Genomic DNA, 24,910 nt, shown 5'->3' on the forward strand with positions numbered 1-24,910 from the left:
CTTTTTCTATATGTATGCCACAATATGGTAAATATTAAACGTATTCTTTCATCCTTGAAAAAATACCAATAAAAAAGGAACCTATGTCGACATAGATTCCTTTTCCGTAATCACTTTTTTTTCATCACTTTTTTTAATACAAAATAACCAATTGCACAAACAATAGCAGCAAGTGCAAAGTATTTCACATATGGCCCCGCAACTTTATTAATGCTTTCCCACTCTGTTCCTAATTTAAAACCTAAATATACAAACACAATCGACCACGGAATAACAGCTAATGTAGTTAGCGTAATAAACTTAGCATGTGACATTTTCGCAATACCTGCTGGTATCGAAATAGCATGACGCACAACCGGAATAAAACGTGCAGTAAAGATAACGCCAGTTCCATAACGATTAAACCAATCTTCAGCATAATCAATATGTTTCTTCTGAATTAAAATATATTTTCCATATCGTTCAAGAACAGGTCTTCCTCCATATCGACCAATCCAATAAATGAATAGTTGTGCGATTACACCACCAATTGTACCGAACGCGACAGCGCCCCAAAATGTAATGCTTCCTGTTGATACTAAATAACCTGCATAAGACAATACGATTTCACTTGGAATAACCTCTAGCATTAATCCCAGCATAATTCCCCAATAACCAAGTCCTTCTAAAAAAACTAAAACTGAATGAATCAACTCTCCTAGCATCATTTACCTCTCTTTACTGTTTTCATTGCAAAAATAAAAGTACAAGCAGGAAATATCTTGTACTTTTATTTTTTTAAATTTAGTTAGTCTTCGTATCCCACTTAAAGATTTTATTTAAGAATTTATATACATTCTTCGACTCTTTTGTCAGAAGTGGGCCTAAAATGGATAGTATAAGCACGTATAGTGCTGAGAATGGTTTTAAGACTGACATTAAACCACCGGCGATACCGATATTAGCCATAATGATGGAGAACTCTCCTCTTGAAACGATTGTTAATCCGATATTTGTTGATGCTTTATGAGATAATCCAGCTTGTCTTCCTGCAATCATTCCCGCTACAAAGTTACCGATTATCGTAAGAAGGACAGCACCTAACGTTAACCATATCGCTCCGCCTAATGAGAACGGATCAATACTTAACCCGAAGCTGAAGAAGAAAATAGCTCCGAAAAAGTCTCTAAATGGAACAACAAGATGTTCAATTCGGTCACTATGCTCCGTCTCAGAGAAAACTAATCCTAGAAGAAGTGCTCCAATTGCTTCTGCAACGTGAATTGTTTCTGAAAAACCAGCAATGAAGAATAAAGAAGCAAATACTACAATAATAAAGATTTCATCTGAGCTAATATTGAGCAATTTATTTAATAACGGTGTAGCCTTTCTAGCTACTATAAAGAATAGAAGCATATATCCTAAAGCAATTCCAATTGAAGTAAGGGCACCTAAGAAGGAAGCGTGATCCCCAAGTACTAAACCAGAAACAACTGATAAATATACAGCAAGGAATATATCTTCAAACATAATAATTCCTAAAATTAATTCGGTTTCATTATTACCAGTTCTTCTTAAGTCCACTAACACTTTAGCAACGATAGCGCTAGAAGAAATCGTAATAATACCCGCAATAATTAAGATTTCTAGTAATGGGAATCCCATTATAAATCCGTATAACAAACCAAGTGAAAAGTTAATTAAAATATAAATCGTTCCGCCAATCGCAATAGAGCGTCCAGATTTAATTAGTTTTTTCATTGAAAATTCTAATCCTAGATAGAATAGAAGGAATAGAACCCCAATCCGTCCAAGGAAGGAAATTACACTTGCACTTTCAATAAATTTGAGATCGATAACACCTATTGTCGGTGCATGCGGTCCTACTAACATTCCAAGAACGATTAGAAAAGGAATTACTGAGAATTTAAATTTCCCTGCAATTACCGCTGCAATTGCCACTAAAACTAAAGCTGTACCAACTTCAAAAATTAACGTATCCATCTAGTCAGTCCCCCCTATTTGAAAGTAATTCATTAATGATTTTTTTAATTTCTTCTCTCTCACCTGAAACTACAAGCATATCTCCTTCTTCAATTACTGTTTCTGGTCCTGGATTAAATAGCTTCTTCATGTTCTTCTTCATAACTGCGATGATCGTTACGCTATATGTTTTTCTTATTTCAAGATCGCCAATTGTTTTTCCGATTGCTGGAGCTGAATTCTCCACTTTAAACCACTCAATCGCTAAACCTTCAAAAACCATCTCAACATTTTCTAACGCCCTAGGCTTATATACCATTCCACCTAATATTGCTGCGATTTGTCTTGCCTCTGAGTCACGTAGTGAAATACTCGAGATACTTTCTTCATGGTCTGAATCAAAATGATACATTTCTCTACGTCCATCATCATGAATGACAATTACCATCTTTTCGTTACCTTTCGTAACGATTTGAAACTTATAACCAATACCCGGAAGTTCACTTTCTCTAATATTCATTTTTAGCTCCTCCACAACTTTTTTATTTTAATTTTCTGTTTTTCTGTCTTTTATTCATGCAATCAACTTTAGAAATTCTAACCACTCAGGATATTTGTGGTTTGGAAATCTTTTATTGTAATAATAAGTGGCCCCTAAAAAGATACTTAAAGATGTAATGATAAAAAATATGTTGCTTCTCATTTTCAAACTCTCAAGGCTTACTTTCAATAAAGATTCTTCTCTCAAATTATCCCCACTTTCTCGCTTTAAATTTAGTTTTTTAAAATGTAAATAATTCTAAAAATATTACGATGTAACATAATCATAACACAAAAATGATTTAAGTAACATAACTTTTTAGAAAAATTGATTCTCGTATATTTTTTGCATATAATTTTCTTATTACGAAAAAAAGGAAGTGTATTATATGGTTGATATCTTTAGCAGATTCCTTGAGGTAACGAATAATATTTTATGGTCATATATTCTTATTGCAATGCTAATCGGCTTCGGTCTTTATTTTTCTTTTAAATTAAAATTTGTCCAAATTACTCAATTCAGTGAGATGGTCAGTTTAATTAGTAAAGGATTCAATCGAAAAGAAAAGAAGAAAGATAGCATCTCTCCATTCCAAGCATTTTGCTTAAGTGCAGCAGCACGTATCGGTATCGGGAACTTAGCCGGTGTAGCACTAGCAATTTCAATGGGTGGACCTGGCGCAATATTTTGGATGTGGTTTATCGCGATTATCGGAGCAGCTACTAGTTTTGTAGAATGTACGCTTGCGCAAATTTATAAAGTAAAAGATGGAAGCAGGTTCCGTGGTGGCCCAGCATACTACATGGAAAAAGGGTTAAACAAACGCTGGATGGGTGTCTGGTTTTCACTTCTTATTACAGTTACGTACGGATTAATTTTCAATTCAGTTCAAGCCAATACAGTAACAATAGCGTTTGAAAATGCTTTTGGTCTAGAGCGAACGATCGTAGGAGCTCTATTAGCTGTATTAGTTGCAGTTATTATTTTTGGTGGTATTAAAAGTATTTCACGTATTACTGAAATGATTGTTCCTCCAATGGCAATCGTTTATATCGGTGTGGCTGTTTTTGTTGTTATAAAAAACTTCAATATGTTACCAAGCATTTTCATGGAAATATTTAATGGTGCATTCGGATTAGATCAAGCCATCGCTGGTGGTATTGGTGCAGCAATCAAATACGGAATTCAGCGCGGTTTATTTGCGACAGAAGCAGGTATGGGTAGCTCTCCTAATGCCGCTGCAACTTCAGATGTATCTCACCCCGCTAAACAAGGATTCGTTCAAGCATTAGGTGTTTTCGTAGATACATTCTTAGTATGTACATCAACAGCATTTATCGTATTATGTTCTGGACTTTACAAAGGATCGAATTTAGAAGGTATCGAATTAACACAAAACGCATTAAGTTCACAAATCGGACCGTGGGCAAGCACTTTCTTAGCGATTATTATTTTCCTATTCGCTTTCAGTTCTCTACTAGGAAACTACTATTATGGTGAAACAAATATTGCATTCATTAAAGAAAGTAAAACATGGTTAATGATTTATCGTGTTGCAGTTGTCGGAATGGTATTCTTCGGATCAATCGCTGCTCTTAAAACAGTTTGGAGTTTAGCTGATTTATTCATGGGACTAATGGTATTCACAAACTTAATTGCCATCTCATTCCTTAGCAAATTTGCTTACGCTGCATTAGTAGACTATTTGAAGCAGAAGAAACAAGGAAAAGATCCTGTCTTCGTTGCAAACTCTATCCCTGGCTTAAAGAATACAGAGTGCTGGGATGGACAGGATGTAGAAGAAAAGCAAAAAGCTGTTTAACAAATAAAAGCAGAAGCGGCTCGTTTAAAACAAGAGCCATATCTCAAACAAAGGCCCTATTACTTCACCGTAATAGGGCCTTTTATTTACAACAGTTCATAATTTGTTCAAATTAATTCCAGCAAAAGGGTTGATTTATAGAGATTACTAGATTATAATAATTATAAATTAGTAATTGATATCACATAACAACTCAAAAGGAGATTGATCATAATGAACAAACAAGTAATCGAAGTATTAAACAAACAAGTAGCAAACTGGAGCGTTTTATTCACAAAACTTCACAACTTCCATTGGTACGTAAAAGGACCTCAATTCTTCACATTACACGAGAAATTCGAAGAACTTTACACAGAATCAGCTACTCATATCGATGAAATTGCAGAACGTATTTTAGCAATTGGCGGCAAACCAGTAGCAACAATGAAAGAATACTTAGAACTATCTTCTATTCAAGAAGCAGCATACGGAGAAACTGCAGAAGGGATGGTCGAAGCAATCATGAAAGACTACGAAATGATGCTAGTCGAACTGAAAAAAGGCATGGAAATCGCTCAAGACTCTGACGACGAAATGACATCTGACCTACTACTAGGCATCTACACAGAACTAGAAAAACACGCTTGGATGCTACGTGCGTTCTTGAATCAATAATAGACTTTAAAGCAGAAGCGGCTCGTTCAGAACAGGAGGGTGTTGGAACTCCTGATTACGAGGCGCTTTTTGCCTCGAATGAAGGAGTGAAACAACCGACTGTTCTAGCCGCTGGAGCTGGATATTAATTTAAAGCGGAGGTGACTTGCTCAGAACAGGAGGGCATTGGAGCTCCTGACGAAGAGGCGTTTTTTGCCTCACAGGAAGGCGCGAAATGACCGACTGTTCTAGTCACTGGAGCTGGATATCATTAAAAGCAGAAGCGGCTCGTTTAGAGTCGCTTTTTTATGTAATGGTCGCACTTAACGGTACACGAAATTATATCAACGATTTTTCAAACATATCGATCATAACTCGCAATATATCAACGATTTTTTCATTATATCGATCATTACCCGCAATATATCAACGATTTGACAAAGGATATCAATTTGCCGACAAATCACGACAATATCAGCGCCCCTCTCCCCTACTTTTATCAATATATTACAATCTCATCTATGTTAAAATGTAGGAAACACCCTTTAGTATCATAGATCCAAAAAGCTTTTCCAAATTCATCATTTACTACTTAAATGACGGGAGTGGTTCAGTTGAAAGACTACTTAATTAGAGCATTTTTTGCGTTAATAACAGTTGGGGTTCTCTTACTTATAGCTAATATTTTCAATATACGTGTCGAGGTTAAAGACTATGCTTTCCTCGTTGTCGTAGCAATTGGTGGCGGATGGGGTGGCTGGTACCTGTATAAAAAACAAAATAAAAATAACAATAAAGGCATTCCGAAATAATATGGAATGCCTTTATTCTATATTACATAATTAAACTTAAACCAATAATAAAAGTAGTCCCCAAAAAATATCATAAAAACCCATATTCTATGGTAAATAAAAAGAATTCATTTTGAATATAGAAACAGTCCAAAATCTTGCATAACAGAGGTATAACCCATTTGCCGCAACATTGTGGCTATATTCCCACGGTGATATGCTCCGTGGGTGACCACGTGTAGTATTGTTTCAGAAACCGTCGTATCTAGGTGCCCAGCATATGGATTATCAACCTCAACCACTTTTTCATAATCTTGTTGACTACTTAAAAGTACTTTATATCGTTTAGATAATTCATAAAAACTAGTTTTCATTTCCTCAATATTTTTTGTTTCCAGCTGCTCTCTCAATTGGTCTGTGTGTACCATTGCATCACTCATGCTTTTACCAGAAATAATCTCAAACCAGGCTAAATCTGTGAGGTATATGTGAGACATTACTTTTGCCACCGAAGAAAAACCACTCTTAACTTCCTTATGGAAAATGTCTTGCGGTAGTTCTTTTAAGCGATTTAAAATAACTTCATTTGCCCATAAGTGGTAATTATACATTTTTAATACAGAACGCCCCATGCTCATCTCTCCTCCAATTTTCACTTTAATGATTAGATTATGATACATAGCTGATTAAAAATTTCCAAAGGATTACATCTATAAAATTTATTCTGATTTCGATTAAAAAAACCTCTACTAACTTCATAAAAACATTCGGTATCTTCCAAAATCTGACCCTTTAACGGAACAATTATATATCACTCAATAATTCCTTACTCACCCTTTATTCAGATGTTCTTTTTTAATTCATCAAAACATCTCTCCATCTACTTCCCCTCTTCAAACGCTTCCACATCTCATTATCAATATATTGAACCAAATTAAAAACACATGCTTTTTTAAAATAAACTTACATGTGTTTCCAAAGACATCTATAAAAAACAAAGCAATCAAAATGATAAAGGCATTCCAAAGTAATATGGAATGCCTCTTTTATTGCCTTCTGTAATAAATAATGAAATTCAGACCACTAATACAACCAATCGCAATAAACATACAAAACGATTGTGGATCTCCACCTAGATTATACTCATCAACGATAAAACCAATCATAAAGAGCGTTATCGCCGAAACACCGATACACAATATCGAAATAAACCAAAGCGAAAATTCATTAATTAGCTCTTTCTTCTGTGTTGAAACAATTAGCATAACAAGAATAGACGCTGCTAAAATACTTTTAAAAACCGGACGTAAATACACAAACTCCTCCATCTATTTCTCCTTTCCCAAAAACATTACATCTAAACATTAACATATTTAACCAAATTAAAAACACATGCCTTTTTCAATTAAAACGACATGTGTTTCCGTATTTGCTATGATAGTTGCTTCCACTTCGTTCCCAAAACAGGACGCTCAAAATTTTGGATTGCATGAATTAGTTTATCTGCCGTCTCAGCTGAAACGATCAATTCTTTATTTGATGGATTCATAAATCCTTCTTCTGCTGCACGTTCAACCATTTGCAAAATTGGTCCGTAAAAATCTTTTATGTTTAATAAACCAACTGGCTTATTGTGTATACCAATTTGTGACCAACATACAACTTCAAATAGTTCTTCAAACGTTCCGTATCCGCCTGGAAGCGCGATAAAAGCATCCGCAAGCTCTGCCATTTTCGCTTTACGTTCATGCATTGTTTCTACTTCAATTAATTCTGTTAATCCTGTATGCACAATTTCTCCTCGGAATAGACCGCGCGGCATAACACCTGTTACACGTCCACCTAAACGAAGAACTTCGTTTGCTACTTCTCCCATTAATCCAACGCATGAACCACCGTATACGAGCTCATAGTCGTTCTCAACAAACATTTTACCTAACTGAATTGCCTGCTCTTTAAACTCTGGTCTCTCCCCTAAATTAGAACCTGCAAACACACAAATCTTTCTCATTCCTACACCCCGAAACTATATATTGTTATGATACAATTGACATTGTACAACATATTGAGGAGATGAGGAAGAAATGGATATCGTTGCATTCCAAAGATGGGTTGAGGAATTTTACGAAAAACGAAGCTGGTCACAGTATAATGCCTTTATTCGCTTAAATTTCTTAACTGAGGAAGTTGGGGAAGTTTCACGAGTCGTTCGCGCTATTGAAATCGGCCGTGATCGCCCTGATGAAGATGCGAAAACAGAAGAAGAGCTAAAACAAGAACTAAAAGAAGAACTTGGCGATGTACTATCTAACCTTATTATTCTTTCGCAAAAATATGATTTAGATTTACAAGACATTATGGACGCACACGTCACAAAGCTTTCGAAAAGATTCGAAGCATCTAAATGAGAATATTATCAATTATGGTATAATATTATTGTCACAATACTAAGGGGGATTTTATGTTATCAAAAAAATTGCACGACGCATTAAATGAACAAATGAACTTTGAATTTTACTCTGCCCATGCTTATATGGCAATGGCTGCTTACTGTACAGCTGAGAGCTATGATGGATTCGCTAACTTTTTCCTTGTACAAGCTGAAGAAGAACGTTTCCACGCAATGAAGCTTTACAACTATATTAATGACCGCGGAGAGCGCGCTATTATTACTGGATTTGATAATCCGAATAACGAATACGAATCTGTATTAAACGCTTTTGAAGTCGCACTTGAGCACGAGCGTGAAGTAACGAAACGTATTTACAACTTATCTGATATCGCTTGGGATGAGCGTGAACATGCAACAATTACATTTTTAAAATGGTTCGTTGACGAACAAGTAGAAGAAGAAGCTTCATTCGATAGCATCATCCAAAAACTAAAACGTATTACAAGCGATTCAAACGCACTGTTTATGCTAGATGCTGAATTAGAGAAACGTACATTTACGCCTCCAACTGAGTAATATTTCAATCACCTTAATACATGTATTAAGGTGATTTTTTTGTTTGCTCTCTATCTTAAAATCACCTTAAATTTCCTCATATTTGACATAGTGCCAGATATAAAATGGTATTATTTTCAATATAAAAACGAATATACGAGGAGAGGAAAAATGAATCAACGTGTAGAATCTGTTGATGCAATTCGTGGTTTCGCTTTGTTTGGCATTTTACTAATCAATATGACATTAATTCAATTTGGGTTCTTCACCAGTGAAAAACCAACTTATCTATTTGGCGATCTTGATAAAGGTGCTAATTGGTTTATTCAATTTTTCGGCACACATAACTTTATATCCCTATTTTCTTTTCTATTTGGACTTAGCATTATTTTGTTACAAAAAAGTATTATCGCAAAAGGAAAAAAATTCTTCCCCACATACATAAGACGTATTATCATTCTTTTACTACTCGGCTACATTCATGGCACTTTTGTTTGGGAGGGAGATATTTTATTTGCATACGGAATAATCGGGATTTTTTTAATGATATTCATCAATCGAAAACCGAAAACTTTGCTCATTTGGGCGATTATTCTACTCGCACTTCTTACACTTATGTCTTATCAAACTGATCCATCTACAAATATAAATGATTTCGCACCTTATACTGAAAAAGAACATAAAGTCCATCAAACTGGAAGCTATATGGATCACGTCAACTTTAGATTGACTGAAAATCCTTTTGATTACATGGGAATTGACGGTGCATTCGGATTATTTTTTATATCAGTTTTCGCAATAATTTTTATGTCTCCACTGTTCCTACTCGGAATGTATGTAGGGAAAAAAGGCTGGCTATTTGAGGTCAGTAAACATATACCTGCTGTCAAAAAAATATGGTTTGCCACCGGTCTCTTCTCTTTTACAATTAAAATCTTAGCTATGTTCGTAAAGCACCCGCTTTTAATTATGTTACAAGATGGCCTTACACCAGTAACTATGACCTTCTTTTACGGAAGCACAATCATTTTATTATTCCATTACAAAAAAGCAACCCGTCTACTAACATACATGGCGAACATGGGGAAAATGTCCGTTAGTAATTACTTAGCACAATCTATTATCGCAACAACCATTTTTTACGCATATGGATTTGGCTTATACGGGAAAATCGGATATTTCTTCGGTATTCTTTTAACTATCGGAATTTATACGATTCAATTATTCGTTAGCACCTATTGGCTCCAGAAATACCGGATGGGTCCAGTGGAATATGTGTGGAGACTGGGAACTTATTTAGAGAAACCACGTTTTAAAAGAGACTTGGATAAAGCAAGTTAAACAAAAAAGCAATGAGCCTACGCTCATTGCTTTTCTTAATTTATTAAAGCATAACCCCAACGATAATCGCTGATAATATACTTACTAACGTTGCACCGTATACAAGTTTTAAACCGAATGATGAGACAACGTTTGCTTGTTTGCCATCAATACTCTTCGTTGCACCTGCGATAATTCCGATAGATGAGAAGTTCGCAAATGATACAAGGAAGATAGATAAAATACCTACTGTACGAGCTGATAAATCGCCAGCTACTTTTCCAAGGTCAAGCATTGCAACGAATTCGTTCGTTACTAATTTTGTTGCCATAATTTGTCCTGCTTGTAACATCTCTGATGTTGGAATACCCATTACGAATGCTAATGGTGAGAAGATATATCCTAAAATGCTTTGGAATGTGATTCCGAAAATTGAATCGAATACACCATTAATTGCTGTAATTAATGCTACGAAACCGATTAACATCGCCGCTACTGTTACAGCGATAGAGAAACCAAGCATAATATATTCGCCTAACATTTCAAAGAATGTTTGTTTCTTGTCTTCTTGTAATTCTAAAATATCGTCTTCTTCTTTTACTTCATATGGATTAATGATATGAACGATAATGAATCCACTGAATAAGTTTAATACAAGTGCTGTTACTACATATTTTGGATCAATCATTTTCATATAAGAACCGACGATTGACATCGATACTGTAGACATTGAAGATGCACAAAGTGTGTATAAACGATTTTTCGGTAATTTGCTTAGTTGATCTTTTACTGTAATGAATACTTCCCCTTGACCAACGATTGCAGCTGCTACCGCATTATATGATTCTAGTTTTCCTAAACCGTTAACTTTACTTAATAGGAAACCGACTGCACGAATGATAATCGGTAAAACTTTAATATGTTGCAGGATCCCGATTAATACTGCTAAGAAAATAATCGGTAATAATACTGTTAAGAAGAATGGTGCTTGTCCATCGTTTGCTAGACCACCAAATACGAAATTAACCCCAGCTTCCGCAAATTTTAAAATAGAACCAAATCCATCTGCGATTCCTTTTACTAATACAAATCCGACCTTTGTATTTAGTAAGAAATACGCAAGTACCAATTGAATGACAAGCATAAGTGCAATTGGTTTATATTTAATCTTCTTACGATCTGAACTGATAAGGAAACCTAGTACAAACACTACAAGTAAACCGACTAGAAACATTACTATTTTCATATGTGAATCCCCCACTTCTCCCACGAATTGTTGGTCGTATAACGTATAACGAATGACGTCTGACCATTGTTGTTAAAAAAATTTAAAACCCCTAAAACTATTCAACTGTCATCTAAAATCAGTAAGCGTTTACATAAATTGCAATTTATAAAAGGTAGCTTCTTCTCTCCTACCATACTTGAAAGTCTGAAATTGATACCACCTACAAATCAAATTGTAAGCGTTATCTAGGTGAAATGCAATATAAATTTTAAAAGATTTTTATATGTTAATATATTCCTAATTAATTGGTTTTTTCATGCAAATTTACCATAAAAAAATAGCCCTAGCTATGAGCTAGAGCCATCCTTTTTTATAACATAACACCAACGATAATTGCTGATAGAATACTTACTAATGTCGCACCGTACACAAGGCGTAGACCGAATGATGATACAACATTTGATTGATTTTCATCGATACCTTTCGTTGCACCTGCGATAATTCCGATAGATGAGAAGTTCGCAAATGATACAAGGAATACAGAAAGAATACCAACTGTACGAGCCGATAAATCACCAGCTACTTTTCCAAGATCAAGCATCGCAACAAACTCGTTTGATACTAATTTTGTTGCCATAATTTGTCCCGCTGTTACCATCTCCGCTTGCGGGATACCCATTACGAATGCTAATGGTGAGAAAATATATCCTAAAATAGCTTGGAATGTAATACCGAACATTGAATCAAACAAGCTATTGATTGCTGTAATTAATGCTACGAAACCAAGTAACATAGCTGCTACTGTAATCGCGATTGTGAAACCAAGCATAATGTACTCGCTTAGCATTTCAAAGAATGATTGTTTTTTCTTATTTTCTAATTTCAGTGTATCTTCTTCTTCTGTAATATCGTACGGGTTAATAATATGAATGATAATGAAACCACTAAATAAATTTAATACAAGTGCTGTTACTACATATTTCGGTTCAATCATTTTCATATAAGAACCAACAATTGACATCGACACTGTCGACATAGAAGATGCACATAATGTATATAAACGATGTTTTGGGATTTTACTTAATTGATCTTTTACTGTAATAAATACTTCTGCTTGTCCAACAATGGCAGCTGCTACTGCGTTATATGATTCTAGTTTTCCTAGACCATTTACTTTACTTAACAACGTACCAATAGCACGAATAAATATCGGTAAAATTTTAAAGTGTTGCAGAATTCCGATTAAAACCGCAAAGAATACGATTGGTAATAACGCTGTTAAGAAGAATGAAACCTCTCCTTTATTAACAAGACCACCAAATACGAAAACGATTCCAGCTTCCGCATATCCAAGAAGTGCGCCAAATCCATCTGAAATTCCTTTTACTAAAATATAACCAACTTGTGTATTTAATAAGAAATAAGATAATACTAGCTGAATAATAAGCATAATTGCGATTGGTTTATACTTAATCTTCTTTCGATCGGCACTTATAAGAAAACCGAGTACAAATACAACGAGTAATCCTACAAGGAACATAACAAACTTCATTAATAAAATCCTCCATTTAACTCTTCATTAACGTTGAACGTCTGACCATTCAAAACAAGAAATAATCCGAACTTTCCATTTCTCCTCCAAAATCTTCAATCGGATAGGAAAGATCATAAAACCTCTTATTTCAAAGGCATTTTCCATTCTAACATAAATCACAACTCATATCCGCACTTTTCTTAAAAAAATACATTTTATTATGAAACATTCATGAATGTTCGTCTTTTTCATTATAAAGCGAAACTTTAATGAGCAGAAGTTTCACTTCACACAAATAGCTGAACCAACAAAAAATGAGCATCAAGTTTCACTTGATGCTCACCTCATTATACCGCTTTTTCTTTATCAGCTACCGCTGGCTTATCCCAACACTCTGTATTGTTCAAACCTGGAATAGACTCCGCATAAAAGACTGGATCTTTCCCTTGTTTCTTTTGCTTAATATAATCTGATAACGCTGCGAAAGCGTACTTAGAAAGGAATACAATTGCTACTAAGTTAATAACAGCCATAATTCCCATAAATAAATCTGCTAAATCCCAAACGATTTGAATTGTCGCTACAGACCCTAGCATAACCATACCAAGTACAGCAATGCGGTATGCATTTAATAACACTTTACTTCCATTTAAGAACTCAATATTTGTTTCACCATAGTAGTAGTTACCTACTAATGAACTGAATGCAAACAAGAAGATTGCCACTGCCACAAATATAGAAGCCCATGGACCGATATGTTGACTTAACGCCTGCTGCGTTAATTGAATTCCATTTAAATCAGCTGCATTATGCACGTCTGATAAAAGAATGATAAATGCTGTACAACTACAAATTAATAATGTATCTGTAAATACCCCTAAAGTTTGAATGAAACCTTGTTTAACTGGGTGCGTTACGTTCGCAGTCGCTGCTGCGTTTGGCGCACTACCCATACCTGCTTCATTTGAGAATAATCCACGTTTTACCCCTAATAAAATCGCAGCTCCTAATCCTCCGCCTACTACTTCTTTAATTCCGAAAGCATGTAAGAAAATTTCTTTAAATACATATGGAATTGCCGTAATGTTTGTTACAACAACGAATAATGCCACTGCTACATAAATAATTGCCATTACTGGAACAATCATTTCAACCGCGCGAGCAATTCGTTTTACTCCGCCGAAAATAATAATTGCAAGTAAACCAGCCATAACAAGACCTACTAATCTGCTATCTGTTTTAAATGCACCATCAAAGGCAGCTGCTACAGTATTAGACTGTACAGCGTTAAAAATCAATCCGAAACTTACTGTTATTAGAACAGAGAACACAACACCTAACCAGCGTTTCTTTAAACCCTTTTCCATATAATACGCTGGGCCCCCACGGAATGCATTCCCATCTTTTACTTTATAAATTTGCGCTAATGTGCTCTCTACAAATGCAGAAGCACCCCCAATTACCGCGATTAACCACATCCAAAATACTGCTCCTGGACCACCTGCTGAGATCGCAATAGCTACACCAGCTAAGTTACCAGTACCTACACGAGAAGCTGTACTCATACAAAACGCTTGGAATGATGATACACCGCTCTTCTCTTTTTGCGCTTTTCTCGTTTTCGAGCTTGCCCCATCCCCAAGCAAACGAATCATTTCACCGAAGTAACGAACTTGGACAAATTTCACACGAAATGAAAAATAGAGTCCTAACCCAATTAACATCGCAATAATGACATATGACCAAAGGACATTATTTACATCCCCAATTACCTTAGTTAAAAAATCCATATTTGCATTGCCCCCTCTTCCTAACAATAAGAAAATTATATTCTAAAAACTTTAAGTAATCAAGAACTTTATGTTAGGTTTTGTGACATGAGTATGTCACTTATATTAACATACGTGTTTTTTTACATAAAAATCTAGCCATTACATGCATTTATCCCGCATTAACGGGCAGTAAGACCCCCACCTCAAAATTCAACGAAAACGAAGAAATTAGGTGGGGGATCAACTGCCCGTAAAAGCCCGATTGGTTCAACTAATACTCAATCACTTATCCTCTTCGACCAGTCATACTTTTAAAACAGTACGTTCCCCACAAATAACGAGAGAGAAATAAACAAAAACGTTATATTAATAATTACCTCTCATCCTTTTCATCATTTACTACAACAAAAAAGGCGAGCATCGAATTTACCTCGATGCTCGCCTTTTCAATTACACTGCTTTTTCTTTATCTGTTACCGCTGACTTATCCCAACACTCTGTATTCGTTAAACCAGGAATAGAATCTGCACTGAAGACTGGATCTTTCCCTTGTTTCTTTTGCCTTACATAGTCTGCCAATGCAGCATACGCAAATCGACCAAGAAGTGTAATCGCAATTAAGTTCGTGATTACCATTAGACCCATAAATAAGTCTGCCATATTCCATACAACTTGAAGCGTCGCAACAGAACCGAATAATACCATTCCAACTACCGCAATACGGTAAATCGTTAACCACGTTTTGCTTTGCTTAATGAATTCAATATTTGTTTCACCATAATAGTAGTTTCCTAGAAGTGAACTAAATGCAAATAAGAAAATAATAATCGCTAAGAAACTGCTCGCCCATGGGCCAATTTGTGAACTTAATGCATTTTGTGTTAATTCAATACCTTCTAAATTCGTTGCTTTATATGCACCAGAACATAGTACGATAAATGCTGTTGATGTACATACTAAGAATGTATCTACTAATACTCCAATTGTTTGAATAAAACCTTGTTTCGCTGGATGTGTTACATCAGCTGTTGCTGCCGCGTTCGGCGCACTACCCATACCTGCTTCGTTCGCAAATAATCCGCGCTGAATACCATATTTCATCGCAGCACCGATACCGCCACCTACAGCTGAATCTAATCCGAATGCACCTTTAAAGATTTCCGTAAACACATCTGGTATTAAATAGAAGTTTTTAATGACAACAAAAATAGCTACCGCAATATAAATAAGCGCCATTGGCGGAACAATCATTTCCGACATACGTGCAATACTTTTTACACCACCAAAAATAATAACCCCAACTAATGCAGCTAATACAATACCAACAATATAACGCTCTAAGCCAAATGCATTTTCAAACGCTAATGTTACTGTATTTGCTTGTACTGAGTTGAAAATTAAACCGTAACTAATTGTAATCAGAATAGAGAACCAAATCCCCATCCAACGTTTATTTAAACCTTTTTCCATATAGTAAGCAGGACCACCACGGAAGCCACTGCCATCTTTTATTTTATAAATTTGTGCAAGCGTACTTTCTACGAAACTTGAAGACGCACCGATAATCGCAATAACCCACATCCAAAATACAGCTCCGGGTCCTCCCATAGAAATAGCTAACGCTACACCAGCTAAGTTCCCGATACCAATACGAGCTGCAGAACTCATACAGAACGCTTGGAACGATGATACGCTGCCCTTTTTACGTGTCTTGCCAGTTAGTCCATCACTCATTAAACGAATCATTTCCCCTAAATGAGTAAGTTGTACGAATTTTAATTTAATAGAAAAATAAAGCCCTAAACCAATTAACATTGCAATAAGAATATATGACCAAAGAATCGTATTCGTCGACGAAACGAATTGTTCCAAAATATTCATACAATTAACCCCTCCTTTTCTCCATAAATCGAATTATATTCAAAAAATATTCAAAAATCAACATTTTTCGACATCTTGCGACTTCCAAATATTAGGTCCCTTCCAATGGATGCATTGTTCTTTTGTGATTTTACTTTCACAAGCTGTGCATACTAAACAAAAAATAATTTCATAAACAACACCATTGACAAAAATACATAACTGTAACTATAATGGTTACAACAGGTTGTAACAAACCTAATTACAATACATTCATTCATTTTCAGATATACACTTTAACAAAACACTTTGGAGGGATTTATTATGAAAATTGGAATTATCGGAGCAACTGGTAAAGCTGGAAGTCGTATTTTAAAAGAGGCATTAGATCGCGGACATGAAGTAACTGCAATCGTAAGAAATGCTGCAAAAATTACAGAAGAAAACGTAAAAGTTTTAGAGAAAGATGTATTTTCTCTTACATCTAACGATCTACAAGCATTCGATGTAGTTGTAAATGCATTCGGTGCTCCAGCAGGACAAGAACACCTTCACGTAGATGCAGGAAACGTACTTATTGAAGCTGTGAAAGGTGCACCAAATACAAAATTACTTGTAGTTGGTGGAGCAGGAAGCTTATTTGTAGACGAAGAAAAAACAACACGTGTATTTGATACACCAGGTTTCCCGGGCGAATACCTTGCAACAGCTCAAAACCAAGGTAAAAACTTAGAAATCTTGCAACAAACAAATGATATCACTTGGACATTCATCAGCCCTTCTGCACTATTTGCATTAGGAAAACGCACTGGTTCTTACAAAGCTGGCAAAGACAATCTTCTTGTTAACTCAAAAGGTGATAGCTACGTAAGTTACGAAGACTTCGCAGTTGCAGCACTTGATGAAATTGAAAACCCAAAACATGTAAACGAACGCTTCACAGTAGTTTCTGAAGCTGAATAATAGAAAAAGCTCGTAAAACATTATGTTTTACGAGCTTTTTCTTATTATTGCACTTGCTCTAATCCATTTTGAGTAATCTTAAAGAATATTTCTTGCCCCTTCATCGCATCCTCTTTTTTAACTAACTCATTCTTTTTGTACCAATTCAAACGACTCGGTTCCGCATGGTATACTTTCAACACGTCTCCATACTCAAATGCCGTTCCATTTACTTGCTCAGCGAAATTCTTTGAAGTCTCTTGTCCTTCTGCCGTTACATGCTTTTTCTCATTTCCATTTTGATCATAAATCGTAAGGCCTATATACTGTTCATTTACAAAGCGATAATGAATCTCATCATTTGTAAATGTTGCATGTAATTTCTTTTCAGCGTAGTTTAACGTAATAATTGAACGTGTTACATTAGACACACCTTGATATACTATGCTATCCCCATATGTAACTTCCACAGATACTTCTGTCACTTTCTTATTCCCAAAGCGATCTTTCGTTTCTACTTTCACTTTTTGTTCGCCAATCTTTGTTGTATCCGGCTTTTCTACAAATCCGAGTACTTCTCCATCTTTCACCTGAACAAAGTTTTTCGCTTCTAATTTTTCAGCATCCGTTCCGATTACTACTTTTTGTGGGACTGCTGTTACTTCTTGCTGCGCTTCCACTCTCTCGAAACCTTTTTCCGTTAATTTAAAGTACAACTCTTGTTTCCCTTTACCGTTACTTACAAACTCATTTTTTTGATACCACTTCAATCGATCTGATTCTGCATGATATACCTTAATAACATCACCATATGCGAAGTCTACACCATTTAACTGTTCTGCAAAGTTTTTCGAACTCTCTTGCCCTTCTGCCGAAGCAACCTTCTTTTCATTTCCATTTTGATCATATAGCGTGATTCCCATATATTTTTCATTCTCAAAACGATAATGAACTTTAGCATCCGTAAATGTTGCCTGTAGCTTTTTCGCATTATGATCCGCAGTTACGATAGAACGCGTATTATTACCATCACCTTGGAAGACTAAGCTATCGCCATAAATTACTTCCAATGGCACTTCCGTCACTTTCTTATTTCCAAAACGATCTTTCGTTTCTATTTTCACTTTTTGTTCACCGATTTTTGTTGTATCCGGTTTTTCTACAAATCCAACTACTTCTCCATCCTTCACTTGAACAAAGTTTTTCGCTTCTAATTTTTCGACATCTGTTCCGATTACTACTTTTTGCGGTACTGCTGTTACTTCTTGTTGCGCTTCCATTCTCTCGAAACCACGCTCTGTCACTTTAAAGATTACTTCATGAACACCGTACTCTGTATTCACTAGTTCATTCTTGTTATACACTTTAAATCTATCAAACTCTTTTTGGTATACCTTTACCATATCCCCATATTCAAACGCCATTCCGTTGAATTGTTCTGCAAATCCTTTTGTATTCTCAGATGCTTTTACTGATAGAGCTTTCTTCTCTTTTCCATCTTTATCGTATACAGTCATCCCCATATACTTCTCATCTGCAAATGACGTATGCATTGGACTTTCTGAATCTGTTGTACTGAATTTCTTTTCTTCATGTTTTAACGTGACAACTGACTTAATATTACTTTCATCATCCCATGTACCGAAGAACATAATGCTGTCTCCGTAAATGACTTCTAACGGTACTTCCGTCACTTTCTTGTGCCCAAAACGATCTTTCGTTTCTACTTTTACTTTTTGTTCACCGATTTTTGTTGTATTCGGTTTTTCTACAAATCCAACCACTTCTCCATCTTTCACTTGAACAAAGTTTTTTGCATCTAATTTTGCAACATCAGTTCCGATTGTCACTTTTTGTGGAATTACTGTTACTGTTTGCTCAGATTCCAATCTTTCAAATCCGTTTTCAGTAATTTTGAAAAGCAGTTCCTTTATCTCTTTATTTTTCCCTTCTCCCCCATATACACCTTTTTGATACCAATGTAAGCGAGAAGATTCTGCATGATACACTTTCAACACATCTCCATACTCAAATGCTAATCCATTTACTTCTTTGGCAAAAGCTTTTGTATTCTCCAAACCTTTTACCTCTATATTTTTCTTCTCTTTTCCCTCTTTATTGTACATTGTGAATTCAAAATACTTCTCATCTCCAAAGTAATCATGGATCAAATTACTCGTATCTGTCGCACTCATTTTCTTTGTATCATGATGTAACGTTATAATTGATTTCATATCGTCAGTGCCATAGCTTAGTCCGTATACAAGTAGGCTATCTCCATACGTTACTGTTAGAGGTACTTCCGTCACTTTCTTATTCCCAAAACGATCTTTCGTTTCTACTTTTACTTTTTGTTCACCGATTTTTGTTGTATCTGGTTTTTCTACAAATCCGAGTACTTCTCCATCTTTCACCTGAACAAAGTCTTTCGCTTCTAATTTTTCAGCGTCTGTTCCGATTATTACTTTTTGCGGTACTGCTGTTACTTCTTGCTGGGCTTCCATTCTCTCAAAGCCCTTTTCTGTTACTTTAAATAATAATTCTTTCTCTACCTTCGCCTTACCTTGTCCGATAAAGTCATTATTTTGATACCAATTAAAGCGATCTGATTCTGCATGATATACTTTAACAACATCACCGTACTCGAATTCTAGCCCATTAATTGCATTCGCAAATTCTTTTGCCTTTTCAATACCTTTTACAGTTGCTTTCTTTTTCTCAATCCCATTTTGATTTAGTAATGTAAATTCAAAATACGTCTCTTCTTTAAAATAGTGGTGCACTTGATTTAAATCAGCTGTCGCACTAAATTTTTTCTCATTATGTTGCAATGTTACAATTGATTTAATATCTGTATTATATTTAAGCCCTTTAAATACTAAACTGTCTCCATATGTCACTTCTAATGGAACTTCCGTCACTTTCTTATTTCCAAAACGATCTTTCGTTTCCACTTTTACTTTTTGTTCACCGATTTTCATTGTATTCGGTTTTTCTACAAAACCAATTACTTCTCCACCTTTTACTTGAACAAAGTTTTTCGCTTCTAATTTTTCAGCGTCTGCCCCGATTACCACTTTTTGTGGTACTGCTTCTACTTCCTGTATACCGTCTATTAGTTCATATCCTTGTGGAGTAATCTTAAAGAACTTTTCTTTTTTATTCTTAGCTCCACCTTGCTCTACAAGTTTATTACTTTGATACCAATCGAAGCGACTTGGTTCTGCATGATATACTTTCATAATATCGCCATATTGAAGTTCAACACCTTCAAGTTGCAAAGCAACTTTTTTAGAATTTTCTTGCCCTTCTATAGAAATATTTTTCTTTTCATTTCCATCCTTATCATATAAGGTAATCCCTACATACTTTTCATTTTTAAAGCGCTCATGGAACTCATTACCAACGAAAGAAACGTTGATTTTCTTTTCATCATGAAGGAGTGTTATAACAGAATTTACCTCATCACCGTAACCTTTAAATACCATAGTATCTCCATAAAGACTGTTAACTGGAACAGAAATGAAATTCCTCTGTCCTTTCTCATCCTCAATTTCTACTAATACCGCTCTTTTTCCAACCTCTAAATCCGGCCACATAATTCTACCTGTTACTTTTACATTTTCACCCAAATTTCGAACAAGACTATTCGCTAGATTTTCATTAAAATTCGCACCAACGATGAGATTTTGTACCACATTAGACGCTTCACCATAAGGAAGCCCGCCATATGGTTTCACTTGTTTTTCACGAATAATATTACTATCTGTTGCTTTCCATATTTCTTTTTCTAATTTAGGCAAATTTAAATTTCCGATTTTTTCTCTAACCTCATCATTTGGACTTAATCCCCATTTCTCAAAAAACGGCACTAAGTTTTGTTCAGCCGCTTTCGATGCCATATAAATAAACATTTGCTTTTTATCTTCATCTGAAGCAGGCATTTCAAATTCTGGTAATAAGCGATACATTTGATGTAAATTAGGGTAAAAATGCTCTCCATAAGCTAAATCAAGTTGCCAAAACATTACTAGTTTCTCAAATTCTTTCATCTTTTTTTGAGCATCAGGATTATCTAAGTAGGCAAAAGCTTTTTTATAATGACCATCTTCTTCTAGACTTGATTTATTGCCTAACATCCTTTGAACCGATAATGAATATATATTTACTGTTACTTCTCCTACACCTGACCAAAACCAAGGAGCTTGCTGATGTAAATGCCCTACTTCATGCCACGGTCCCCAGCCATCTCCTTGTAATCTCTTTATATTTAAAACCCTATCCATAGTCTCTGGAACATACCCTGTATGATAATGAGTAGCAAACATCCAATCATCTTTATCTGGTTTTCTCTTTTCAACAAATTGGATATAGTGGTTTGGAGCTTTTGACAACCCTACACCATCTTCAGATAATCCTGCTACAGAATTTTCAAAGCGAATAATCTTATCATGTAGCCTCATTAATTCTACTGGATCCGTCTCTCCCATATAGTTTTCCACTGCTTCAGGACTTGCAGTAATTAAACTTCTCTCACCCTTCAATTCAACTGCATAAGGATTTTTATACTTCTTTAACATTGCATCCCAATCTTTTTTTGTGTGTTTTCCTAAGATAAATAATGGAAAATGACTTCCTCCATGAATAACTGAAGCCGCTACTTCGCCATCATTATTCATATTATAAAAATACAGTATTCCACCTCTTGAAGATGAAATATTATTTTCACCAGGTTTTAACTCAAATTCTTCAAACCCTTTTTCATCGTATGACTTCGTTCCTATGAACGCTTTAATAGATTGCGTTCCTTTTATTTCAATTTTAATTTCTTCATTTGGACTAGCATAAATTCCAGTTGGTTCATTCGCTGAAAGTACATAACGTACTTTCAAGCGTTTTTGCTCTTCTTCAATACTACCTTTCCCAGGCAAATGAAACGTTCTCTGCTCCAAACGATTCTCTTTACTCTCTTCCAACTGCCCGCCCTTATTCTCTTCCAAAGGCGCCGCATATCCTTTCGATGCTTCGAAAGCTACTGGTGATAATAATGTAGATATACAAATACCAGCTACCAATACCCTACTCTTTTTCTGCTTTGACATAATCTGTGTCCCCTGTCCTTTTTTTAGACAAACCACCCTATATATTCATTTAATAAGAAATCCTATTATTTTTATAAAAACATTTAATGAATAGACTAATACCTCTCGCACCTATATCAATTACTACCGCATTTCTCTAAATGTATTCGCTTTCTTATATTGTAAAATTTTTTATGTATTACGCCCCCTCACTTCTCTCTACTTGTGATGAGTTCTCTTCTTACATAAAAGGAAAAATAGTAAAAGATATATTTCAGTCTCGTCATCTATACATCTAAAAATAAAAATAGCAATAAAACCTTACATTTTCTTCATATATGACCATCTATAGGTAGTTTTTCCAAATGAATTTTACACGCTTTTACCTGCATTTAATAGCCTCCCCCCAAGAATAATATTACAATTTTGTGAATTTAATCTGTTAATCGTAACGTTAGGATTTTATTATATTTATATTATTTTCAAATATAATTTACTCTGTAAAAACACTATTTCTATCCCTTTTATTATTTTTTTAATATAATTTTAATCCTCACATACAAAAAGCATTGGCATACGCCAATGCTTTCTCATTATCTCTTTTGATTCGGTTTATGCGGTTCATTTGGAGTATATGGCTTATTTGGTTTATTTGGAGCCTCAGCCTTTTTCCAACTTACCGCTAACTCTGGACTTGTTTTTTCTTCACTACGCTCAAGTAATACTACTGCATTTTGAATAGTCGGTGTACCTTTATGCGCAATCCCTTGTAGTTTCGTTAAATTTCCTGATACTTTAAAGCTAAATCCACCAGCTGGTGTTTGTTTCGGAATTAAAATGCGGAACTTTTCTCCTACATTAAATTCTGTTTTTGTTTCGCCTTTTTCATTTGCAAATTTCACGCCCGCTGGTGCACCTGTTGCTTGCACTTTATATGTTCCGCTTTTTGCATTTGTTTCTACTGTATATAAACCTGTTTCAAAGAAATCATTTTTTAATACTGCTTCTTGTTCTTCTGTAGGAGTTACACTCATCGTAATTTCTTGTAACTCTTCACTAGCGTTTGCTTTTGCAACGATGTCTTTCGTTACTTTCTCTACATTTTTATTGCGGAAATCTAAATCATTAACATTAATTTGTTTTAACGCATTCCACACTGCCAGCTGCGTTGCGTAATGCGCCTCTCTCCAATCAGATACTCCTAATTCTTGTGGGCTCTTTTGTGGATATCCATTCAACAGTACACGGTACACATTAATATCCACTTTACCCATTTCTGGTAAATCTTGACCACTCGGAGATTTTAAATCTACATTTAAGCAAAATGCAATTTTTCCATCTGCCGTTTTAATAAGTTCTGTTCGAATTGGTTTCTTCTTTGACTTACTATAACTCCAATCCATTTCATACTTTGTATGGTCCATAACTTCTGCGAATGCTTTTTGAAGTGGGAATAATACAAATAAGACACTTAAAAACATAGCTACAAGTTTGAACGATTGCTTTATATTCATGTTTACAGCCCCTTAATAACAAACTTAATACTAAGTAGTATTTAATTAGAAAATATTTTTATGCACAAAAAAAAGAGTGCATAAAAGCACTCTTTTTTCTTTCTTACTTTAATCTTAGAAATCGAAGTTATCAGGATCTGGACCAACGCGGTGATTTTGGTTTAACGCATCGATTTTTTCCATGTCTTCTTTTGTTAATTCAAAGTTAAATACATCAGCATTTGCAATAATGCGGTGTTCTTTCGTTGATTTTGGAATTGTAATTACTCCGTTTTGAAGATCCCAACGTAAAATTACTTGTGCTGTTGTTTTACCGTGTTTCTCAGCAATTGCTTGTAATGTTTCATTATCTAATAATTGACCTTGCATAAGTGGTGACCATGCTTCCATTTGAATACCTTGTTCTTTACAGAAAGCTTGTAATTCTTTTTGTGTTAAACGAGGGTGGTATTCTACTTGGTTAATCATTGGCTTAATTTCTGCATCTTTCATTACATCTTGTAAGTGATGAATTTGGAAGTTACTTACGCCAATTGCACGTACGCGATCTTCTTTATAAAGTGTTTCTAACGCTCTCCACGTATTTTTATATTTTCCTTCTACAGGCCAGTGAACAAGATATAGGTCTAAATAATCTAATTCTAATTTCTTTAAGCTCTCTTCGTATGCAGCAATTGTTTCTTCGTACCCTTGATCTGCGTTCCATACTTTTGAAGTAATAAATAATTCTTCTCTTGAAATACCAGTCGCTTCAATACCTGCACGGATTCCTTCACCTACAGCTTTTTCATTTCCGTAAATTGCAGCTGTATCGATGCTACGGTATCCTGCTTTAATTGCTGATTTAATCGCTTCTACAAGTTCTGGTCCTTCTTCTACTTTAAATACACCTAAACCGAACCAAGGCATTTCTACACCATTATTTAATACTGTTTTACTTTGTAAGTTTTTCATTTTATTTTC

Annotated in this window: 21 protein-coding genes; 8 read left to right on the plus strand and 13 right to left on the minus strand. The window is 35.1% G+C overall.

The window, feature by feature from the left end:
* Window positions 1-110: 110 nt before the first annotated feature.
* The 3 genes from uptA to AC241_RS25120 all read right to left on the minus strand — a co-directional run bounded on the left by uptA (window position 111) and on the right by AC241_RS25120 (window position 2,482).
* Window positions 111-704 carry an undecaprenyl phosphate transporter UptA gene (gene uptA, locus AC241_RS25110; protein WP_000900216.1) on the minus strand — a complete coding sequence of 198 codons (594 nt, stop codon included), beginning with the start codon at window positions 702-704 and terminating at the stop codon, window positions 111-113.
* 79 nt (window positions 705-783) lie between these two features.
* Window positions 784-1,983 carry a cation:proton antiporter gene (locus AC241_RS25115; RefSeq protein WP_000380223.1) on the minus strand — a complete coding sequence of 400 codons (1,200 nt, stop codon included), beginning with the start codon at window positions 1,981-1,983 and terminating at the stop codon, window positions 784-786.
* 4 nt (window positions 1,984-1,987) lie between these two features.
* On the minus strand, window positions 1,988-2,482 hold the full coding sequence (locus tag AC241_RS25120) for a cation:proton antiporter regulatory subunit (RefSeq protein ID WP_016079800.1): 495 nt from the start codon (window positions 2,480-2,482) through the stop codon (window positions 1,988-1,990).
* Between the two features lie 409 nt (window positions 2,483-2,891).
* On the opposite strand from AC241_RS25120, the gene AC241_RS25130 reads away from it, so the two are divergent.
* The 4 genes from AC241_RS25130 to AC241_RS25140 all read left to right on the plus strand — a co-directional run bounded on the left by AC241_RS25130 (window position 2,892) and on the right by AC241_RS25140 (window position 5,770).
* Window positions 2,892-4,325: an alanine/glycine:cation symporter family protein gene (locus AC241_RS25130; protein WP_016079799.1), complete on the plus strand. Its 1,434-nt coding sequence runs from the start codon at window positions 2,892-2,894 to the stop codon at window positions 4,323-4,325.
* Window positions 4,326-4,538: 213 nt separating this feature from the next.
* Window positions 4,539-4,979 (plus strand): Dps family protein, encoded by a 441-nt coding sequence (locus tag AC241_RS25135; protein ID WP_016079798.1) that lies wholly within the window; start codon window positions 4,539-4,541, stop codon window positions 4,977-4,979.
* Entirely contained in the window at window positions 4,949-5,107 is a 159-nt protein-coding gene (locus AC241_RS34915; RefSeq protein ID WP_080990856.1) for an NADH dehydrogenase, read from the plus strand. The genes AC241_RS25135 and AC241_RS34915 overlap by 31 nt, the downstream gene beginning before the upstream one ends.
* Before the next feature lie 465 nt (window positions 5,108-5,572).
* Window positions 5,573-5,770, plus strand: coding sequence for a hypothetical protein (locus AC241_RS25140; protein ID WP_016079797.1), 198 nt, complete (start codon window positions 5,573-5,575; stop codon window positions 5,768-5,770).
* Window positions 5,771-5,877: 107 nt separating this feature from the next.
* On the opposite strand, the gene AC241_RS25145 is transcribed toward AC241_RS25140, so the two are convergent.
* The 3 genes from AC241_RS25145 to AC241_RS25155 form a co-directional block, all read right to left on the minus strand.
* On the minus strand, window positions 5,878-6,381 hold the full coding sequence (locus AC241_RS25145; RefSeq protein WP_016079796.1) for a DinB family protein: 504 nt from the start codon (window positions 6,379-6,381) through the stop codon (window positions 5,878-5,880).
* A gap of 414 nt (window positions 6,382-6,795) precedes the next feature.
* The gene (locus tag AC241_RS25150) at window positions 6,796-7,077 is read right to left on the minus strand and encodes a hypothetical protein (protein WP_016079795.1); all 282 of its coding nucleotides are present in this window, start codon (window positions 7,075-7,077) and stop codon (window positions 6,796-6,798) included.
* A 104-nt stretch (window positions 7,078-7,181) separates the two neighbouring features.
* Entirely contained in the window at window positions 7,182-7,760 is a 579-nt protein-coding gene (locus AC241_RS25155) for an LOG family protein (RefSeq protein WP_050844678.1), read from the minus strand.
* 73 nt (window positions 7,761-7,833) lie between these two features.
* On the opposite strand from AC241_RS25155, the gene AC241_RS25160 reads away from it, so the two are divergent.
* From AC241_RS25160 to AC241_RS25170, 3 genes are all read left to right on the plus strand, one after another.
* Complete coding sequence (locus tag AC241_RS25160; protein ID WP_000355746.1) at window positions 7,834-8,157, plus strand: MazG nucleotide pyrophosphohydrolase domain-containing protein; 324 nt, start codon at window positions 7,834-7,836, stop codon at window positions 8,155-8,157.
* Window positions 8,158-8,210: 53 nt separating this feature from the next.
* Complete coding sequence (locus AC241_RS25165) at window positions 8,211-8,717, plus strand: ferritin (RefSeq protein ID WP_029443553.1); 507 nt, start codon at window positions 8,211-8,213, stop codon at window positions 8,715-8,717.
* Window positions 8,718-8,867: 150 nt separating this feature from the next.
* Window positions 8,868-10,037, plus strand: coding sequence for a DUF418 domain-containing protein (locus AC241_RS25170; RefSeq protein ID WP_050844679.1), 1,170 nt, complete (start codon window positions 8,868-8,870; stop codon window positions 10,035-10,037).
* Between the two features lie 43 nt (window positions 10,038-10,080).
* On the opposite strand, the gene AC241_RS25175 is transcribed toward AC241_RS25170, so the two are convergent.
* From AC241_RS25175 to AC241_RS25190, 4 genes are all read right to left on the minus strand, one after another.
* Window positions 10,081-11,262, minus strand: a complete 1,182-nt coding sequence (locus AC241_RS25175) for a NupC/NupG family nucleoside CNT transporter (protein WP_000706853.1) — start codon at window positions 11,260-11,262, stop codon at window positions 10,081-10,083.
* Window positions 11,263-11,614: 352 nt separating this feature from the next.
* Window positions 11,615-12,796, minus strand: coding sequence for a NupC/NupG family nucleoside CNT transporter (locus AC241_RS25180; RefSeq protein ID WP_000673845.1), 1,182 nt, complete (start codon window positions 12,794-12,796; stop codon window positions 11,615-11,617).
* A 329-nt stretch (window positions 12,797-13,125) separates the two neighbouring features.
* Window positions 13,126-14,568, minus strand: coding sequence for an alanine/glycine:cation symporter family protein (locus tag AC241_RS25185; protein WP_016079793.1), 1,443 nt, complete (start codon window positions 14,566-14,568; stop codon window positions 13,126-13,128).
* A 432-nt stretch (window positions 14,569-15,000) separates the two neighbouring features.
* Window positions 15,001-16,431, minus strand: coding sequence for an alanine/glycine:cation symporter family protein (locus tag AC241_RS25190; protein WP_016079792.1), 1,431 nt, complete (start codon window positions 16,429-16,431; stop codon window positions 15,001-15,003).
* Between the two features lie 303 nt (window positions 16,432-16,734).
* On the opposite strand from AC241_RS25190, the gene AC241_RS25195 reads away from it, so the two are divergent.
* Window positions 16,735-17,373: an NAD(P)-dependent oxidoreductase gene (locus tag AC241_RS25195; RefSeq protein ID WP_000689910.1), complete on the plus strand. Its 639-nt coding sequence runs from the start codon at window positions 16,735-16,737 to the stop codon at window positions 17,371-17,373.
* 44 nt (window positions 17,374-17,417) lie between these two features.
* Here AC241_RS25195 and AC241_RS25200 read toward each other — a convergent pair whose 3' ends face one another.
* The 3 genes from AC241_RS25200 to AC241_RS25210 all read right to left on the minus strand — a co-directional run bounded on the left by AC241_RS25200 (window position 17,418) and on the right by AC241_RS25210 (window position 24,901).
* Window positions 17,418-22,454: a putative mucin/carbohydrate-binding domain-containing protein gene (locus tag AC241_RS25200; protein WP_050844680.1), complete on the minus strand. Its 5,037-nt coding sequence runs from the start codon at window positions 22,452-22,454 to the stop codon at window positions 17,418-17,420.
* Window positions 22,455-23,026: 572 nt separating this feature from the next.
* Window positions 23,027-23,947 (minus strand): thioester domain-containing protein, encoded by a 921-nt coding sequence (locus AC241_RS25205; RefSeq protein ID WP_050844681.1) that lies wholly within the window; start codon window positions 23,945-23,947, stop codon window positions 23,027-23,029.
* Window positions 23,948-24,061: 114 nt separating this feature from the next.
* Window positions 24,062-24,901 (minus strand): aldo/keto reductase, encoded by an 840-nt coding sequence (locus tag AC241_RS25210; protein WP_050844682.1) that lies wholly within the window; start codon window positions 24,899-24,901, stop codon window positions 24,062-24,064.
* Window positions 24,902-24,910 lie beyond the last annotated feature (9 nt).

Origin of the sequence: Bacillus thuringiensis, from assembly GCF_001182785.1 — a bacterium.
Taxonomy (GTDB): Bacteria; Bacillota; Bacilli; order Bacillales; family Bacillaceae_G; genus Bacillus_A; species Bacillus_A thuringiensis_S.